This window comes from Arthrobacter sp. Dra40 (assembly GCF_059091905.1).
This window is the reverse complement of the sequence record NZ_JBNHHB010000128.1, coordinates 1-14,882: the sequence shown is the minus strand read 5'-3', so window position 1 is coordinate 14,882 and position 14,882 is coordinate 1. Positions and strand designations below refer to the sequence as shown.

General features: G+C 62.8%; 17 protein-coding genes. 7 read left to right on the top strand and 10 right to left on the bottom strand.

The features are described 5' to 3' along the window. Window positions 1-619, bottom strand: a 619-nt coding sequence (locus tag AC5RWT_RS26885; protein ID WP_494082856.1) for an SLC13 family permease, incomplete at its 3' end; no start/stop codon positions are given. A gap of 290 nt (window positions 620-909) precedes the next feature. Between AC5RWT_RS26885 and AC5RWT_RS26880 the strand changes: the two genes are divergently transcribed. The 5 genes from AC5RWT_RS26880 (at window position 910) to AC5RWT_RS26860 (ending at window position 4,771) form a co-directional block, all read left to right on the top strand. Further along, a complete protein-coding gene (locus AC5RWT_RS26880) occupies window positions 910-1,809 on the top strand; it encodes a LysR substrate-binding domain-containing protein (protein WP_494042911.1) in 900 nt (299 codons plus the stop codon). After that, window positions 1,799-2,899 (top strand): enolase C-terminal domain-like protein, encoded by a 1,101-nt coding sequence (locus AC5RWT_RS26875; protein ID WP_494042910.1) that lies wholly within the window; start codon window positions 1,799-1,801, stop codon window positions 2,897-2,899. The genes AC5RWT_RS26880 and AC5RWT_RS26875 overlap by 11 nt, the downstream gene beginning before the upstream one ends. Before the next feature lie 32 nt (window positions 2,900-2,931). After that, window positions 2,932-3,210, top strand: coding sequence for a muconolactone Delta-isomerase (catC, locus tag AC5RWT_RS26870; protein ID WP_494082855.1), 279 nt, complete (start codon window positions 2,932-2,934; stop codon window positions 3,208-3,210). A gap of 148 nt (window positions 3,211-3,358) precedes the next feature. Beyond that, window positions 3,359-4,210, top strand: a complete 852-nt coding sequence (gene catA / locus AC5RWT_RS26865) for a catechol 1,2-dioxygenase (RefSeq protein WP_494042909.1) — start codon at window positions 3,359-3,361, stop codon at window positions 4,208-4,210. Between the two features lie 27 nt (window positions 4,211-4,237). Further along, window positions 4,238-4,771: a flavin reductase family protein gene (locus AC5RWT_RS26860; protein ID WP_494082854.1), complete on the top strand. Its 534-nt coding sequence runs from the start codon at window positions 4,238-4,240 to the stop codon at window positions 4,769-4,771. Between the two features lie 103 nt (window positions 4,772-4,874). Here the strand turns inward: AC5RWT_RS26860 and AC5RWT_RS26855 are convergent, their stop codons facing one another. Beyond that, on the bottom strand, window positions 4,875-5,351 hold the full coding sequence (locus AC5RWT_RS26855) for an SRPBCC family protein (protein ID WP_494042907.1): 477 nt from the start codon (window positions 5,349-5,351) through the stop codon (window positions 4,875-4,877). Between the two features lie 153 nt (window positions 5,352-5,504). On the opposite strand from AC5RWT_RS26855, the gene AC5RWT_RS26850 reads away from it, so the two are divergent. Continuing rightward, entirely contained in the window at window positions 5,505-6,551 is a 1,047-nt protein-coding gene (locus AC5RWT_RS26850) for an NAD(P)-dependent alcohol dehydrogenase (RefSeq protein WP_494082853.1), read from the top strand. A gap of 146 nt (window positions 6,552-6,697) precedes the next feature. Here AC5RWT_RS26850 and AC5RWT_RS26845 read toward each other — a convergent pair whose 3' ends face one another. The 8 genes from AC5RWT_RS26845 to AC5RWT_RS26810 all read right to left on the bottom strand — a co-directional run bounded on the left by AC5RWT_RS26845 (window position 6,698) and on the right by AC5RWT_RS26810 (window position 13,670). Further along, a complete protein-coding gene (locus AC5RWT_RS26845; protein WP_494082852.1) occupies window positions 6,698-7,453 on the bottom strand; it encodes an SDR family NAD(P)-dependent oxidoreductase in 756 nt (251 codons plus the stop codon). A 9-nt stretch (window positions 7,454-7,462) separates the two neighbouring features. Further along, the gene (locus AC5RWT_RS26840) at window positions 7,463-7,903 is read right to left on the bottom strand and encodes a GlcG/HbpS family heme-binding protein (protein WP_494082851.1); all 441 of its coding nucleotides are present in this window, start codon (window positions 7,901-7,903) and stop codon (window positions 7,463-7,465) included. 32 nt (window positions 7,904-7,935) lie between these two features. Continuing rightward, window positions 7,936-9,345: an MFS transporter gene (locus tag AC5RWT_RS26835; RefSeq protein ID WP_494042903.1), complete on the bottom strand. Its 1,410-nt coding sequence runs from the start codon at window positions 9,343-9,345 to the stop codon at window positions 7,936-7,938. 166 nt (window positions 9,346-9,511) lie between these two features. Beyond that, window positions 9,512-10,324, bottom strand: coding sequence for a cyclase family protein (locus AC5RWT_RS26830; RefSeq protein ID WP_494082850.1), 813 nt, complete (start codon window positions 10,322-10,324; stop codon window positions 9,512-9,514). Between the two features lie 83 nt (window positions 10,325-10,407). Then, complete coding sequence (locus AC5RWT_RS26825; protein ID WP_494042901.1) at window positions 10,408-10,608, bottom strand: tautomerase family protein; 201 nt, start codon at window positions 10,606-10,608, stop codon at window positions 10,408-10,410. Window positions 10,609-10,620: 12 nt separating this feature from the next. Next, window positions 10,621-12,372: a GMC family oxidoreductase gene (locus AC5RWT_RS26820; protein ID WP_494082849.1), complete on the bottom strand. Its 1,752-nt coding sequence runs from the start codon at window positions 12,370-12,372 to the stop codon at window positions 10,621-10,623. Continuing rightward, window positions 12,332-12,940 carry a gluconate 2-dehydrogenase subunit 3 family protein gene (locus AC5RWT_RS26815; protein ID WP_494042899.1) on the bottom strand — a complete coding sequence of 203 codons (609 nt, stop codon included), beginning with the start codon at window positions 12,938-12,940 and terminating at the stop codon, window positions 12,332-12,334. The genes AC5RWT_RS26820 and AC5RWT_RS26815 overlap by 41 nt, the downstream gene beginning before the upstream one ends. A gap of 358 nt (window positions 12,941-13,298) precedes the next feature. Then, window positions 13,299-13,670, bottom strand: coding sequence for an ArsR/SmtB family transcription factor (locus AC5RWT_RS26810; RefSeq protein WP_494082848.1), 372 nt, complete (start codon window positions 13,668-13,670; stop codon window positions 13,299-13,301). A gap of 733 nt (window positions 13,671-14,403) precedes the next feature. On the opposite strand from AC5RWT_RS26810, the gene AC5RWT_RS26805 reads away from it, so the two are divergent. Then, a partial coding sequence (locus AC5RWT_RS26805; protein WP_494082847.1) for a DUF4190 domain-containing protein occupies window positions 14,404-14,882 on the top strand: 479 nt, incomplete at its 3' end.

Genomic DNA, 14,882 nt, shown 5'->3' with positions numbered 1-14,882 from the left:
CGCCGTAGGCGATGCCGAGCATCATGGCCGCGGCGAACTTGGCGTCCACCGCGTCACGGTCGATGTTGCGGATCAACTGCAGGATGGAGACGCCGATCGGCACCATGATCACGGCCGTCGCGGTGTTGGACACCCAGGCCGAGATCATGGCCGAGGCGACCATCAGACCGAGGACGATCTGCGCGGGGCGGGTTCCGACGGCTCGGATGGTCAGGAGCGCAATGCGCCGGTGCAAATTGCTCTTCTCCGTGGCCAGGCCCAGGATCACTCCGCCCATCACCAGGAAGACCACCGGGTTGGCGTAGGGCGCGGCGACATTGGCCATGCTGTCCATCCCGAACAGCGGGAAGAGGACCAGTGGCAGCAGCGAAGTCACCGGGATGGGGGCGGCTTCGGTCATCCACCAGATCGCCATCCAGAGCGCACAGCCCGCGACGGCGCGGCCTTCGAACGCCAGCGACTCGGGCAGGATTAAGAAAAGGGCCAGCCCGGCCAGCGGTCCGGCGAGCAGCGCTACGAGCTTCCTGCCGGTGCGGGTCTCGGGGGCTGTGGTCTGTTCAGCGTCGCCGCCGGGGCGCGCTTCGGCCGCCTCGGGGCGGTTCTGGGTTTCCTGTGACATGGATCGTCCTTGGTTGTGCGACGGGGACCACACAACCGTAGTCACGTGACTTGGCGAACAGAAGTACTTATTTGGGCCGCATTGATACTTCCGGAGTCATAGTCCGCTAGCAGCCTTGTGTTGCCGCGGCCACGAAGGGGTATGACGGGCGGCACTACGTCAGGGGTGGGATTGATATGCAGTATGTATCAGCGGCGGGAAACTGAGTATTTTACGTGCCTAATTCGCGGGCTTAAAGTAGGTCAGAAGCCAGCGACGAGGCTGCGCCCGGAACGGACAGGAGGCCCGGCATGGAAACCCGCCAGCTGCGATACTTCGTGGCCGTGGCCGAGGAACGCCATTTCGGCCGTGCCGCGCTTCGCCTGCACATGGCCCAGCCGCCGCTCTCGCACCAGATCAAACAGCTCGAGGAGCAGTTGGGCACCCAGTTGCTGGTCCGCACCACCCGCAAGGTGGAGTTGACGCCGGCGGGGGAGCTGCTGCTGGTCCGGGCCCGAGGGTTGTTGGCCGAGATCGACCAGTTGGGGCAGGACGTGAAGCTGGTGGGCCAGGGGGCCAGCGGCGTGCTCCGGGTCGGCGTGGTTGGTTCGGCCACGTACCGGTTGATGCCGCGCATTGTCGAGACGGCCGGAAGGCGGCTGCCGGGACTGAAGCTCCATGTGCTGGGTGAAATGCTCACTCCTGCCTTGGAAGAGGCGCTGGAGGAGAACCGCATCGACGTCGCCGTGCTGCGTCCGCCGGTGCGGTCCGGAGAGCTCGAGCTGAGGTTCTTGGAGCAGGACGAACTCGTCGTTGCGCTTCCGGAAGACCATTCCTTGGCGTCACATGGTTCGCTGGAGCTGGCAGATCTGGCCGGGGAGAAGTTCGTTTCCTATCCGCGGAGCTCGGCGGTGTGCGGAATCTTCATGGATGCCTGCCGACGGGTCGGTTTCCGCCCCCGGATTGTGCAGGAAGCCAGCGAGACATCCACCCTGCTGGCCTTCGTCGCCTCGGGTATGGGGTTGGCGCTCGTGCCGATGACGCGCCGGGTGTTTGCCCTGCAGGGCACGGTGCTGCGCCCGCTGCGCGACGCCCCGGCGGTGGATTTGGCGCTGGCATGGCGGCGCGGAAGCGATTCCCCGCTGATCAAGAACTTTGTAGACCTGTTCGAAACATCCACCGTCCCGGAAGGAACCGCACGTGAAGATTGAGCGGATTGAAGCCATTCCCTACGCCATTCCCTACACGCACCCGCTGAAGTTCGCCAGCGGCGAGGTGACGACCGCGGACCACGTGCTCCTGCGCGTCCACACGGACACCGGGCTGGTGGGAGTCGCGGATGCGCCGCCCCGCCCGTACACCTACGGCGAGACCCAGGCCTCGATCGTGGCCATCGTGGAACAGGTCTTCGCACCGCAGGTGACCGGCTTGGACGTGCTGGACCGCGGCAAGATCCATGCAGTGCTGAACCGCACCATCCACAACCAAGTGGCCAAGGGGGCGCTGGACATCGCCCTCTGGGACCTGATGGGCAAGGCCATGGAGACCCCGGTGCACAAGCTGCTCGGCGGCTACACGGACCACATGCGCGTCAGTCACATGCTGGGCTTCCGTCCGGCGCAGGAGCTGCTGGACGAGGCGCTGCGGTTCGGCGAGGAGTACGGGATCACCACGTTCAAGCTGAAGGTAGGACGCCGGCCGCTGGGCCTGGACATTGAGGCGTGCCATGTGCTCCGGGAAGGGCTGGGCGAGGACGTCGACATCTATCTGGATGCCAACCGCGGCTGGACCGCGAATGAAGCCCTCGAAGTCCTGCGCCGCACCGAAGGCCTCGGCCTGAGCCTGTTGGAGGAGCCGTGCGACGCGAAGGAAGCCATGAGCCGGCGCCGGCTGGTGGAAAAATCACCCATCCCGGTGGTGGGAGATGAATCCGTCCCCACCGCCGGGGACGTCTCCCGCGAGCTGCTTTCCGGGGGCTGTAACGCAATCTGCATCAAGACCGCCCGCAGTGGGTTCACCGAGGCACAGCAGATCCTGGGCCTGTGCACCGGGCTGGGCGTGGACGTCACCATGGGCAACCAGATCGACACCCAGATCGGCTCCTTGGCCACGGTCACTTTCGGTGCCGCCCACGAGGCCACCAGCCGGCGCGCCGGCGAGCTGTCCAACTTCCTGGACATGGCCGACGACCTGCTGGCCGAGCCCATCCGGATTGAAAACGGAACCATTTCCGTCCGCGACGTGCCCGGCGTCGGCGCTGCCATCGACGAGGGCAAACTCGCCAAGTACCGCCTGTCCTGACCCCCTCACCAAACACCCAGGAGAATTCACACATGCTGTTCCTCGCCCGAATGGAAGTCCAGTTCCCCGCACACCTGTCCGCGGAGGAGATCACCCGGCTTCAGGGACTGGAGAAAGAGTACTCGCAAGCCCTGCAGCGGGACGGCCGGTTTGCCGGCATCTGGCGCGTCGTCGGGGAGTACGCCAACTACTCACTGTTCGACGTCGCCTCGAACGACGAGCTGCACGAAATCCTCAGCGGTTTCCCGATGTACCCCTACATGAAGATCAAGGTCACACCGCTGGCCAAGCACCCCAACTCGATTAAGTGACCGCCGAAAGATTCATATTAAACCGGTCCCAATGACGGTTCAAGAGGTATTTCCCTCGACGATGCCCCGGGCCTAGATTGAGACCCATATCACCGCCGGCTTTCCCGCCGACACCCCCTCATCCACCACCACTCCACGAAGGAGCGCCATGTCCATCGAATCCACCGCCAGCGCCGCAGCCTCTGGAAGCGCCGCCACCGACCGTTTCCGCCAGTCGGGCAAAACCGGCGCGGTCCACGCCAGCCAGGAGCGGGTGAACCTGCTGGCCAGCAAGCTGGTCAATGCCGTCAACAACATCGTGCTCGAAGAGCGCGTGACCTATGACGAGTACAACGCCTTCAAGGCGTGGCTGATCAAGGTGGGCGAGGACGGCGAATGGCCGCTGTTCCTCGACGTCTGGGTCGAGCACTCCGTGGAGGACGTAGCCACCAGCCACCGCCATGGCAACAAGGGTTCCATCGAGGGGCCCTACTACATCCCCGACGCTCCGGAGCAGAAGTCGCCGGCGAAGATCAGCATGCGCCCGGATGAAAAGGGCACCCCGCTGCTCTTCCAGGGCCAGGTCCGCTCCACGGACGGCTCCCCGCTGCCGAACGCCAAGATCGAACTGTGGCACGCCGACGAAGAGGGCTACTACTCCCAGTTCGCCCCGGGCATTCCGGAGTGGAACCTGCGCGGGGCCTTCATCGCCGATGAGCAGGGCAACTTCCACATCGACACCATGCAGCCGGCGCCGTACCAGATCCCAACCGACGGCGCCTGCGGCCAACTGATCGCCGCCGCCGGCTGGCATGCCTGGCGCCCGGCGCACCTGCACCTGAAGGTCTCCGCACCCGGCTACGAACTGCTGACCGCCCAGCTGTACTTCCCGGGCGACCCGCACAACGAGGACGACATCGCCACCGCGGTCAAGCCGGAACTGATGCTTGACATCCAGCCGGCCGAATCCGGCACCGGTGTGCAGACCACCTACGACTTCGTCCTGGACCCCGCGTCCTAGCCGGCCGTCCCGACGCCAGGAGGACCCATGTCGCCGCACTCTGCCCTGCCCGCCATTGATGCCCAGGGGCTGATGGAAGCCTTCGCCGGCTGGGGCAGCGCGGCTACAGTCGTCACGGTGAACGGCGGAGACGGTGCGCCCTGCGGCGTCGGGGCCAGCGCTGCCGGCCCCGTGTCGCAGGATCCGCCGCTGATCCAAGTCACTCTGTGGCGCAGCCCGACGGCGCGGCGCGTGCTGGGCAATTCCACGTTCGCGGTCAACGTGCTCTCGCAAGACCAGTCGGACAGTGCGCGCCGTATTGCCCTCGGGTCGGCTTCCGGCCTCGAATGGCGGAACGACGGCGGTGTGCCCGTCCTGAGCGGCAACGCCGCGACGATCGTGTGCGCACCGTGGAACGTGTACGACGGCGGCGACCACGTTCTCCTCGTGGGCGAAGTATTGAGATACGACCTGGGCGCTGCCCGGCCGCTGGCGCTGGGGGAGGGCCTGCTGTCCGGTGCGGACGAAAACGGCCAGCAGCCGGAGCCGGTGCTGTGGTCGTGGGGCCGGTCCGGGCTGTGATTCTCCTGCTGCCCCAGGTGTGAAGGCGTCCTGGCAGGGGTAAACAACGGTGGGCCGGCTCCAAGAGCCGGCCCACCGCCGTCGTTATGGGGAGTGGCGAGGTCTAGAGCTGCGTGCCCGTGGGGCCGCTGTCGCTCACTTCGCCGCGCCAGGCGCCCGTTTGGGTGCCGCGGGTTTCAAGGAACTCCTTGAACTTCTTCATGTCCGACTTCACTTGCTTGTCGTCGAGGTTCAGGGCCGCGCCGGCCTTCTCGGTGAAGGTTTCCGGGTCCCACTCGAAGCGGACGGACACCTTGGTGCTCTCGGCCCCGAGCTGGCTGAACGTGACGACGCCGGCGTGCGACTTGCCGTCGACGCTGCGCCAGGCGATGCGCTGGTCCGGCTGCTGCTCCACGATCTCGGTATCGAACTCGCGCTCCACGCCGCCGATCTTGGTCTTCCAGTGGTTGGTGGTGTCGGTCAGCTGGGTCACCGACTCCACGCCGGACATGAAGTTGGGAAAGGATTCGAACTGCGTCCACTGGTCGTACGCGGTACGGACCGGAACGGCTACATCAATGGTTTCTTCCACGGTCTGCATTCATTGCCTCCTTTGGAATCGGGCCGGCCCCGCCATTGCGGGTCCGTGACGGCCTCACGCCCACGGTACACAAAAGACAGCTTGCTGACTAATTCCGGCGGTGCGTAGGGTGGCTGACGGGGGCATCACCAGAACCGATCGAAGGAGTGGAACATGCGCGCTGTAGTGTTCGAGGAATTCAAGACGTTCCCCACGATCAAGGACGTAGAACGGCCGAAGCCACGGGCCGGTGAGGTGCTGCTGAAGGTGGCCGGCGCCGGCGCCTGCCACTCCGATGTAGCGATTTACAACGACTTCGAAGCCGGCGGGCCGGGTGCAGTGCCGCCGCCCTTCACGCTGGGGCATGAAAATTCCGGCTGGGTGGAGGAGCTTGGCGAAGGCGTCGAGGGTTTCAACGTCGGAGACGCCTACCTGGTCTACGGGCCGATCGGCTGCGGGCATTGCAAGGCCTGTTCGCGCGGCCAGGACACCTACTGCGAGAACGCTGCCAAGATGCCGTACCTCGGCGTCGGTCTGGGGCGCGACGGCGGGATGGCCGAGTATGTGAGCGTGCCGGCGAGGAACCTGGTTCCCTTGGGCGACGCCGACCCGGTGGCCGCGGCCCCACTGGCCGATGCGGCCTTGACCCCGTACCACGCGATCAAGCAGGCGCTGCCGCATCTGGCCGGCGGCGGCAAGTATGCGCTGGTGATCGGGCTCGGCGGCCTGGGACAGATCGCCGTCCAGATCCTGAAGGCGCTGACCGGCGCCACGGTGATTGCCACGGACATGAAGAAAGATGCAATGCGCAAGGCCGAAGAGGCCGGCGCGGTGACCGTGCCCGGCGGCGAGGGGCAGGCGGAGCGGATCCGGGAGATCACCGGCGGCCGCGGCGTGGATGCTGCCTTCGACTTTGTGGGCGTCGGCCCGACCGTCAAGACCGCTGCCGCCGCGATGGCCCGGCTGTCCCGGCTGACGGTCGTGGGGATCGCCGGCGGCACCCTCGAATGGAGCTTCTTCACCAACCCGTACGAGTCCGTCGTGACCAACACCTACTGGGGCACCATCGAGGACCTGCACGAAGTGGTGGACATGTACAAGGCGGGCCAGATTGTGCCGGAGGTCCACCGCTTCAGCATGGACGAGGCACTGGACGCCTACCGCAAGCTGCAGGCCGGTGAAATCTCCGGCCGCGCCGTAGTGGTCCCGCACGGCAGCTAGCCACATAAAAGGCCCGACGGCGGTGGGTCGGCTGCGACGGTCGGCCCGCCGTCGGCGGGCTGTAGAGGCCGTGCACGACCTCTTCTAGGAGCGTCCATGACTAGGATCCCCACGCGTGGCGCTTTCCCCGCGCCGGACGGCATCCGTTAGTACACGCCTCCGTCCACTACTAGTGCTTGGCCGGTCATGTAGGAGGAGCCGTCCGAGGCGAGGTACACCACGATGGGCGCGATTTCCTCCGGTGTTCCCTGGCGGCCCATGGGTACGACCTGTTTGACGATGCGTTCCTGCTCCTCCGCCCCACCCATGAACTCGATTGCTGGCCGGTTAAATGGAGTGTCGATCCATCCAGGACAAACGCTGTTGACCCTGATCCGGTAAGGCGCGAGCTCCGGGGCCAATGCCTTGGTGAAAGCCACTATGGCGCCTTTGGATGCAGCATATGCAGTGAGGCCAGCACCTCCCTTTACTGCGGCCAGCGATGCCATGTTGATGATGGACCCGCCTCCCTGTTCTCGAAGAACAGGCACGGCATGCTTAACTCCGAAGAAGCAGGAACGGGGGTTGACCGCCATGAGCAGGTCCCACTGATCCTGCTCGAACTCGCTGATCGCCCCCGAGCGCTGGGCCCCTGCATTGTTGAACAAGACGTCGAGGCCACCCAGCGTTTCTGCGCCTTGCTTGACCAGCGCCTCTACGTCGCTCTCTCGGGTTACGTCAGTGGGGACGAACTCTGCTGTGCCGCCCTGACCGCGAATTTCCTCGACCACACGCCAGCCGTTGTCCTCGTTGATATCGGCCACAACGACGGCCGCACCTTCTTGAGCAAACGCTCTGGCGGTGACGGCCCCGATGCCCGTTGCCGCCCCTGTGATGATCGCCTTTTTCCCCTGGAGCTGCATGTATTCCTCCTACGAGTTGAGGGCCGCGAGTGCGGCGGCTGCAACCTCGTCGTCCTGGTCAACGGTTCCTCCGGCAACTCCGACGCCACCTACGACTTCCCCCGCGATCTCCAAGGGCCGTCCCCCGCCGAAGGTAACGAGTGGGCGCTGGTGTGTGTGCTCTAGCCCGTAAAGGGGTTGACCTGGCTGCGTCAAGGGTCCGATGTCCTTCGTTGCCATCTTCATCGAACACGCTGTGTAGGCCTTCCCTGTCGAAATCTCGGTGCTAGCCAGGAGCGCTCCGTCCTGCCGCGCGAACGCGACCAATTCACGCCCGGAGTCGACGATAGCCACGCTGGAGGGGGACCCGATCTCCGTGGCCTTCTCAAGCGCCGCGTCCAGCGCCTGCCGTGCTTGCTCGTAACTCATTCCCATCGGTTTCTCCTTGTCATCGAATGAGATCACTGCCATGGGCCGCAGCCCGGGGACGAACGGATGACGTCTTACTCCTGGGGCAGTCCCGAGCGGACATTGGTCCGCTCACGTGAGACCAGGGCGCGGTCACGGTTCTTAAACCGCCCCACCGTCTCGCGGGTGAACAGCGCAATAATGATTGCCGAGATGACAGCCACGGCCACCAGGAAGTAGAGGCCGTAGAAGTATCCGGTTTCACTCTGGAACCCGCCTCCGAGTCCAATCAGCCATCCGAGCACGAGGGGGGAAACGCCTCCAATGTAAAGGAAGAACAGGAGAATCGAGTTCGCGGTCCCCATGGCACCAGGCTCTGCCGAGTCCGAGCCGAAGGCGTAAAGGACGGGGAAGATAGCATTCGTCGCAAGACCTGCGATGAGCTGCACCACAATCAAGACGGTCACGCTCACTGCCGAAAACCGCAGAAGATATAGGCCGATCGCCAGCCACACAAATGCAATGATGAGGCTCAGCTTTCGGCCGATGTAATCGGAGACAACACCCCAGAAGATTTGCCCGATACCGCCGGTGATCGTGAACACGGCACTGTAGGCGGCGGCTTCCGCGAAACTGAAACCGCCCACGAAAGCGATGTACTGCGGCAGCCAGAAGCTGATCCCGGTATAGATCATGATCCCGAACATCGATGCCAGCGCTGGAACCAAGATGTTTGGATTCGCCAGGCTTCGGCGCAGCGCACCGGTTTCGGCGTGCCGCTGCTCGGCGCCGGCACCACCGGCCAAAGGCTTTGTCAGCCCCGCGGCCTGGGTGTCGTCTTCGAACTTTTGGTAGCGCTTCGGAGAGCTATACCACCACCAGCCGATCCAGATGGGGATCATCGCCAGCGGAATAATGAGGAAGACATACCGCCAGTTCTCCGGCCCGAAGGTGGCCAGAATCGCTCCGGTGGCGATGGCGCCCAAACCGGTGCCCCAAGGGTACGCCGCATGCTGTATCCCGAGCGCCAAACCCCGTTTTTCCACGGGAAACCACTCGACCATCGACGTGACCTCGACCGCTTCGCCAGCACCGCCGAAGGCGTTTTTGATCGACTGGATCACGACAACGTGCCAGATAGTCTTAGACAGGGCGACGATGCCGGTGAGGATGGAGAACACGAAGTATCCGGCCGCGACGATCGCGTTGCGATACTTGCGTGCCCAGCCATGCCCGCCCCGGTCAAACCAGGCACCGGCAGGGATTGCCACCAATGCCACGGCCACCGTCACGATCGTACTGACGATGCCGGCCTCCTCGGGTGTCAGGTCGAACTCTTCCACCATTGGGGGCAGGACGTAATAGAAGATTTGCCGGGTATTGGCGTTCATCGCGTACACCAGCCACAGGAAAATGAGCGCCCCTACGGCGGTTGCCGGAACGCGGCCTCGGTTCTTGAGGGGTTCCTGCGCCGGCCCGGTGGCCGGCTGGTCCTTGTCTGCCATTTTGCCTTCTCCTCTCCGATCAGGCTGTCACCGTAGTGGTATTGACACCTTTGTCATTGCCTTGGACCTTTCGTCCCAGGAGGCCGCCAAGGCGGCCGAGGTGCACAGGTAGCTTCGGTCTGCGGCAAGTAGCGGGCCGCAAGGCTGCGCCGTCTGGGTTTGCAGTTCATGCCGGAACCAAAGCCAACGGGCGGACCGGGGATCCTGTCACGCCGACCATCTTGAGCGGAAGGCACATGAAGATGAATTCCTGATTGCCGGAGGCAGCGAGCTCCTCGAGCTGCAGGTTCTCGATGATGTAAATCCCGTTATGGACAATGAGGACGACGTGCCCGGGCAGGCTCCCGCGCTGAGGGTCCGGTTGCACGGCATCCCATGCAACGTTGTCAGCTCCCACGGCCTGCACCCGATGATCCGCGAGCCACTCGGACGCTTCAGCGGAAAGGCCGGCGCTTTGGAGATATGTATCCGGTTCGTTCCAAAGAGACCCGCTGCCTGTGCGGACGAGGACGACGTCGCTCGCGCTCACCCCAACGTGCTGCTCTGAGGCGGCGGCCTCCAGCTCATCCGCTCCAACGGTGGTGCCTGCCGGAAGCCGAGCCACTCCGCGATGCCGGGGGATGTCGATCAGCACGCCGCGCGCGATCATGGGAGCTATTGTCTCCACGCCAAGTTCCGTGAAACCGGTCGACGTCTGCGTCCTGGCGTCGGCCCGCTGGCCTCCGAACATTTGCATGTCGACCGCTTGGTGGCAGAGTGCATCGATATGTGTACCGGCGTGCTCTGCGGTGATGATCAATCCGGAGGCACTGGTCCTGGCTTCACCCAGCCCGGTTTCATGCCGTCGGTGGAGTGTGTAAATGAATCCGGGACGATGCGCTGCAAAGATCGGCGCACCGGCGTAACGAGGCTGTTCAAGGTCGTAGAACGTGGCCTGATTAAGCGTCGCCAGCAGCGAAGCCACTGAGGAAGCAGTCATTTCATCGCCCGCCCTGTGTCGGGTTCCGAGCTACGCAACCATGCCGGAAAATCGTTCACCAGACAGGACATGGGAGCCACCCATCATGTTTTCTCCGATAACTCGTCAGCAAGAAGCCCGCCACCCTGGCCCCAGCTCTCCGGATCGACCTCATCCAAGAGGACCACTACTCTTTCTCTCTTTGAGCCCAGAACATCTATGACGGCGTCGGTTATGGACTCAATGAGCCTGCGCTTGTCCTCCACGGACCGGCCCGCCCGCATATGGACCTGTACGACCGGCATCTTTCCAACCTTTCAACGATGAGGAACTTCGGCGCCCGCCTTCACGCCGGTCTCCGCCCGAAGATGATCAGCAGCCATGTATGCCAGCGCGTAAATCGTCAACGTGGGGTTATAGGCGCCATAGGTGGGGAACTGCCCGCCACCGAGAACGAAGAGGTTGGGCACGGTGTGGCATTGCCCGAAACGGTCCACAACTGAGCTGCCCGGATCGTCGCCCATCCGGTGGGTGCCTACTTCATGGGTGGACACATGGTAAGGCGGCGCGGTCGGTGCCTCCCACCACTCAAGCATTCCCATTTCACGTGCGATTTCACGCTTCTTGCCTTGCATGAAATGCACGTCCTGTTCGTCGCGCGACGTCCAGTCATGGGTGATCCGCAGCGTCGGCTGACCGAACGCATCCTTCACCTTCGGATCCAGGTCGCAGAAGAACTCTTCACGGGGGAACGTCGCGGTCTGGTGGTACATGCTGAAAGTACGCCGGTAATTATCCCGCATCCAGTCCTTGAACCCCTGCCCAAATTTCGGTGCCGAGTCCGGCATATTGCGGGTGGCTTCCACTGGCTGCACATCCCCGCCAAAGCCGATGATCGGGCTGCCCCAGACCGCACCGTCACCGGAGACGAGCTCTGAGGTGTAGTCATCGATCACGCTGGTCGCAACCGCCGGACCTGCAAACGGGTTGGTCCAGTCCGGAAGCGTGCCGGTAAACCAGCCGTAATTATGAGTCATGAAGTACTTGCCGACGACGCCATTTCCGTCGATGCCCGAAGCCAACAGCAGCCGAGCGTTCTCCAATGCGTATGCAGAGAGCACGACGTAGTCGGCGTCGATTTCGTGTTCCTCTTCCCGCACAAGATCGATATATCGGACACCGGAGGCCCGCCCGGTCGCATCCCGCTTTACCTCAAATACCCGCGAATACGGGCGGATCTCGAGATTGCCTGTTTCGAGAGCCTGCGGAAGGAGAGCGACCGCACTGCTGGACTTGGCGCCAACGTGGCAGGGGTAGTCCCGGCAGAATCCGCAGTACACGCAAGCGCTTCTTCCCTGATACTCCACCGAGTTCACTGCCGCCGGAGCAGGGAATGGGTGCAGGCCAAGCCGTTTCGCTGCCTCCGAGAATGGCCTGTCACCCGCCGTCATGCGCAGCGGCGGCATGGGATACTCACGCTTCCGCGGTGGTTCGAACGGGTTGCCACCCTCCTGAATTTCCCCGTTGAGGTTACCTGCCTTGCCCGCGACTCCGATCTCGTACTCGGCGCGCTCGTAATACGGTTCAAGCTCGTCGTACCCCATCGGCCAGTCAACAATGGCGGTGTCCGCGACAGCTTCTGCGCCTAAACGCTCGCTCAGCGTAGTCCGTAGGTGCAGCTCCGCATCGCGGAACCGCCACGCCCACGCGGCCCAGTGGATCGTTCCTCCGCCCACCCCGATGGAGGGAGGCACAAACAAAGGGCCGAGCGCTAGTGGTCCGACCGACCATGGCAAAACGCTCGCGGCACCCTCCCTGGTCGGCCGCCACGTGACGGGATCGCTGCCCATATTGGGGGAAATTTCCTGCCGGACAAAGTACCGGAGCTCGTCGTGCTTGACCTCAACATCTTCATTCACGTAGCGCGGTCCCTTATCAAGGGCAACAACACTCATGCCGGCCTGCGCCATCTCTTTTGCCATAACCCCACCGGCTGCGCCAAGGCCGACGATCACCATGTCCGCATGCTCAGCCATGATCCGGCTCTCCTTTACGCTGTTCTCGCTCATGCCGCAGGTCCTGAAGGGTTACGACAGGCAGTTCCGATGCGTCAAATCCGTATTCCATCTCGTCTTCGCCGTAGCCCCAATGGGCGCCAGGAAACCCCAGCAAACGCCATCCGACGGCGTTCCTGTTGCCCCCGTATACGGGATCTCCGAATGTCCCCTCAACGACGTGCTGCCTCACCACCGCGAAAAAATACGGCAGCAATCCAAAGTCGGGCCTCTCCGCCCCGTCGGATTCCGCGCGTTCGGCGCCCACTGCCCTATCCAGCTCACTCCCTGCAAGCTGTTCCAGGACGGAGTTCTGCTCGCCCTCGTCAAGCTCGACAAACGTCCGCCCCTGGCGCTGGACACAACTTTCATCAAGGGCAGCGAGGCCCGCACGGTACAACCGCTGCAGATTCCCGTAAGGTCCCGCCAGAGCCCGGTCAATATAGATAACCGCTCCCGCTTCCCGAGCCCCTGGATCTTCCTCCGATCCCGGTATTACCAGTCCTGCCAGCGCATCGAGGGTCTCCGCCTCATGCGTGTTGAGGAAGGTAACCGCGCCCCGAGATCCATCCTTCGCGTCCATAGAACGCCTCCTTCGGCGTCGCCCGCGTCAAATCGCGAGATGCGCCGATGCGGTGGTTGCCTCAGCGCCACCAGGGAAGACCCGGACGAAGGTTTGCGCCGCTTCAAACAAACATCCCTGCAACTGCGCACCTATCGTATGTCCAGAATTTTCCACCCCGTAATTACCCGGTGTCAACGGGAAAACATTGGCTCATTAGAGATGCCCGAAGTGGTGCGTCTGTCTGTGGGTGGTCTCCGCCGATTCGGCACGCTGCACTTCAGAGGTACTGCTTGGGCATATTGTCATCCTCCTCGGAAAGCAGTCCCTACAGAACTCTGGCCAGCTCAGAGCGGTCTGTGCGAGTCGGTGCCTGCCATCAGTCGTGCTCGGGCTGCTCGGGCGGGGGGTGGCCAGCGTAGTTGACCGCTTCCTGAATCAACCGGTTCAGGTGGTTATCGCTAATGGAATAAATGACTTTGCGCCCGTTCTTATTGGCATTGACAAGGCCGCTGAGGCGTAGCTTTGCCAAGTGCTGACTCACGATGGTTCGGGCGGATCCGGTCGCCGCAACCAACTCCGCGACACACGCAGGTCCGGCGGTCAGGACCAAAAGCAGGTGAAGCCGCGTGGGTTCTCCAAGCATCCGCAGCGTGTCAGCGGCACCCTGAAGCTGATGCCGGTTCGGTGCAATCGGGTGTCCGTGATTCGGTGCCCGCGCAGGGTCCATCATGGTGATTGCTTTCGTCAAGTCTAGGCGGCTGCCTCAATCCCTGAGAGACATACCTGCTCCTGATAATGCCATTATCTCAGCCACGGGCTTCGGTGGCGGCGCCGCCATGCGGCGCAGCAGTAGCGGCTTCGGGTTTTCAACGTCGAATGTGGCGCTTCGGAAAGATGGTTCACCTTCGCCAGTCCATCGAGCTGCTCGAATGTTTGGAGAGCATCATTTGACCAAGCCTAAATACTGTCAGGAAAAGACGCTGCAATCACTGTTTATGCCGCCGGCTCCGCCGCTGAATACTATCAGTATATGGAAGACGTCGTTTTCCAACATATGACCTGATGGCCTGAACTTATGTGGATCCTGCTGGTCACCAAGCGCTGGCCATATGTGAGACGCACCTCTGGTTGTGGAGAGACGCCCCACATCGCCCACCTATGGCCACGGCTCATTCTGCTAGGCAATGGTTGAATGGCTGATTCATCACCAGATTCGTCCAAGTATTGGGCTGCCGTTGTAGCCCTTCGAACATTCGAAGCAGCATGAATTGCAGTGAAAACGCTCGAAGATTTTATGAAGGAAGTATTGATGTCACTTCGCCGTCATCGCGACATAGGTGACCAAAAATCCGGTCACAACTACTCGCCTCTTATTATATATATTCATTCGGTTTTCATAAAATCGTGCTTTTGAAAAGAAAAAGGTGTCATAGGATGAAACAGATCAGTCACGCAAAATCAGACGAAAGAGCAATGCCTTCATGAGCGATTACACCTCCACGACCTTCACGCCCAATCCCTCACCATCGGCGGAAAACCCGCATCCGGGCTCGTACCCGAACCAGTACCAGCCCGAGCCGAAGTACAACCTGTTCTCGCTCATCTCGTTCATCAGCGCGTTCTTCCTGTCGGTGCCGGCGGTCGTCATGGGCCACATGGCCCTGTCGGAGATCAAGAAGACCGGCGAAAGGGGCAGGGGGCTCGCATTGGCGGGGCTGATCCTCGGCTATCTGGGTACGCTGGCGGGCTTGGCTCTTACTGTGTTGTTGATTGTGGTGGCTGTGGCGTCGCCCACTTCTGGTGTTTTGGACAGCAAAGCGCCTCGCGGCCTCCCCCAGACGGCACCGGCACCGACCGAGTCCAAGGATCTGCCTACCCCGACGGCGGAGGGAACCGTTTCGGCGCACTTCTGCGACGTAATGGCCAGCATGAATGCGTCGGAGCAGACGCCCGAGGACAT

Bases quoted from the DNA above. Each gene is read 5' to 3' on its own strand.
- AC5RWT_RS26880 (WP_494042911.1), top strand. From the start codon at position 910: ATGGAAACCCGCCAGCTGCGATACTTCGTGGCCGTGGCCGAGGAACGC.
- catC (WP_494082855.1), top strand. From the start codon at position 2,932: ATGCTGTTCCTCGCCCGAATGGAAGTCCAGTTCCCCGCACACCTGTCC.
- catA (WP_494042909.1), top strand. From the start codon at position 3,359: ATGTCCATCGAATCCACCGCCAGCGCCGCAGCCTCTGGAAGCGCCGCC.
- AC5RWT_RS26860 (WP_494082854.1), top strand. From the start codon at position 4,238: ATGTCGCCGCACTCTGCCCTGCCCGCCATTGATGCCCAGGGGCTGATG.
- AC5RWT_RS26855 (WP_494042907.1), bottom strand. From the start codon at position 5,351: ATGCAGACCGTGGAAGAAACCATTGATGTAGCCGTTCCGGTCCGTACC.
- AC5RWT_RS26850 (WP_494082853.1), top strand. From the start codon at position 5,505: ATGCGCGCTGTAGTGTTCGAGGAATTCAAGACGTTCCCCACGATCAAG.
- AC5RWT_RS26845 (WP_494082852.1), bottom strand. From the start codon at position 7,453: ATGCAGCTCCAGGGGAAAAAGGCGATCATCACAGGGGCGGCAACGGGC.
- AC5RWT_RS26840 (WP_494082851.1), bottom strand. From the start codon at position 7,903: ATGGCAGTGATCTCATTCGATGACAAGGAGAAACCGATGGGAATGAGT.
- AC5RWT_RS26835 (WP_494042903.1), bottom strand. From the start codon at position 9,345: ATGGCAGACAAGGACCAGCCGGCCACCGGGCCGGCGCAGGAACCCCTC.
- AC5RWT_RS26830 (WP_494082850.1), bottom strand. From the start codon at position 10,324: ATGACTGCTTCCTCAGTGGCTTCGCTGCTGGCGACGCTTAATCAGGCC.
- AC5RWT_RS26825 (WP_494042901.1), bottom strand. From the start codon at position 10,608: ATGCCGGTCGTACAGGTCCATATGCGGGCGGGCCGGTCCGTGGAGGAC.
- AC5RWT_RS26820 (WP_494082849.1), bottom strand. From the start codon at position 12,372: ATGAGCGAGAACAGCGTAAAGGAGAGCCGGATCATGGCTGAGCATGCG.
- AC5RWT_RS26815 (WP_494042899.1), bottom strand. From the start codon at position 12,940: ATGGACGCGAAGGATGGATCTCGGGGCGCGGTTACCTTCCTCAACACG.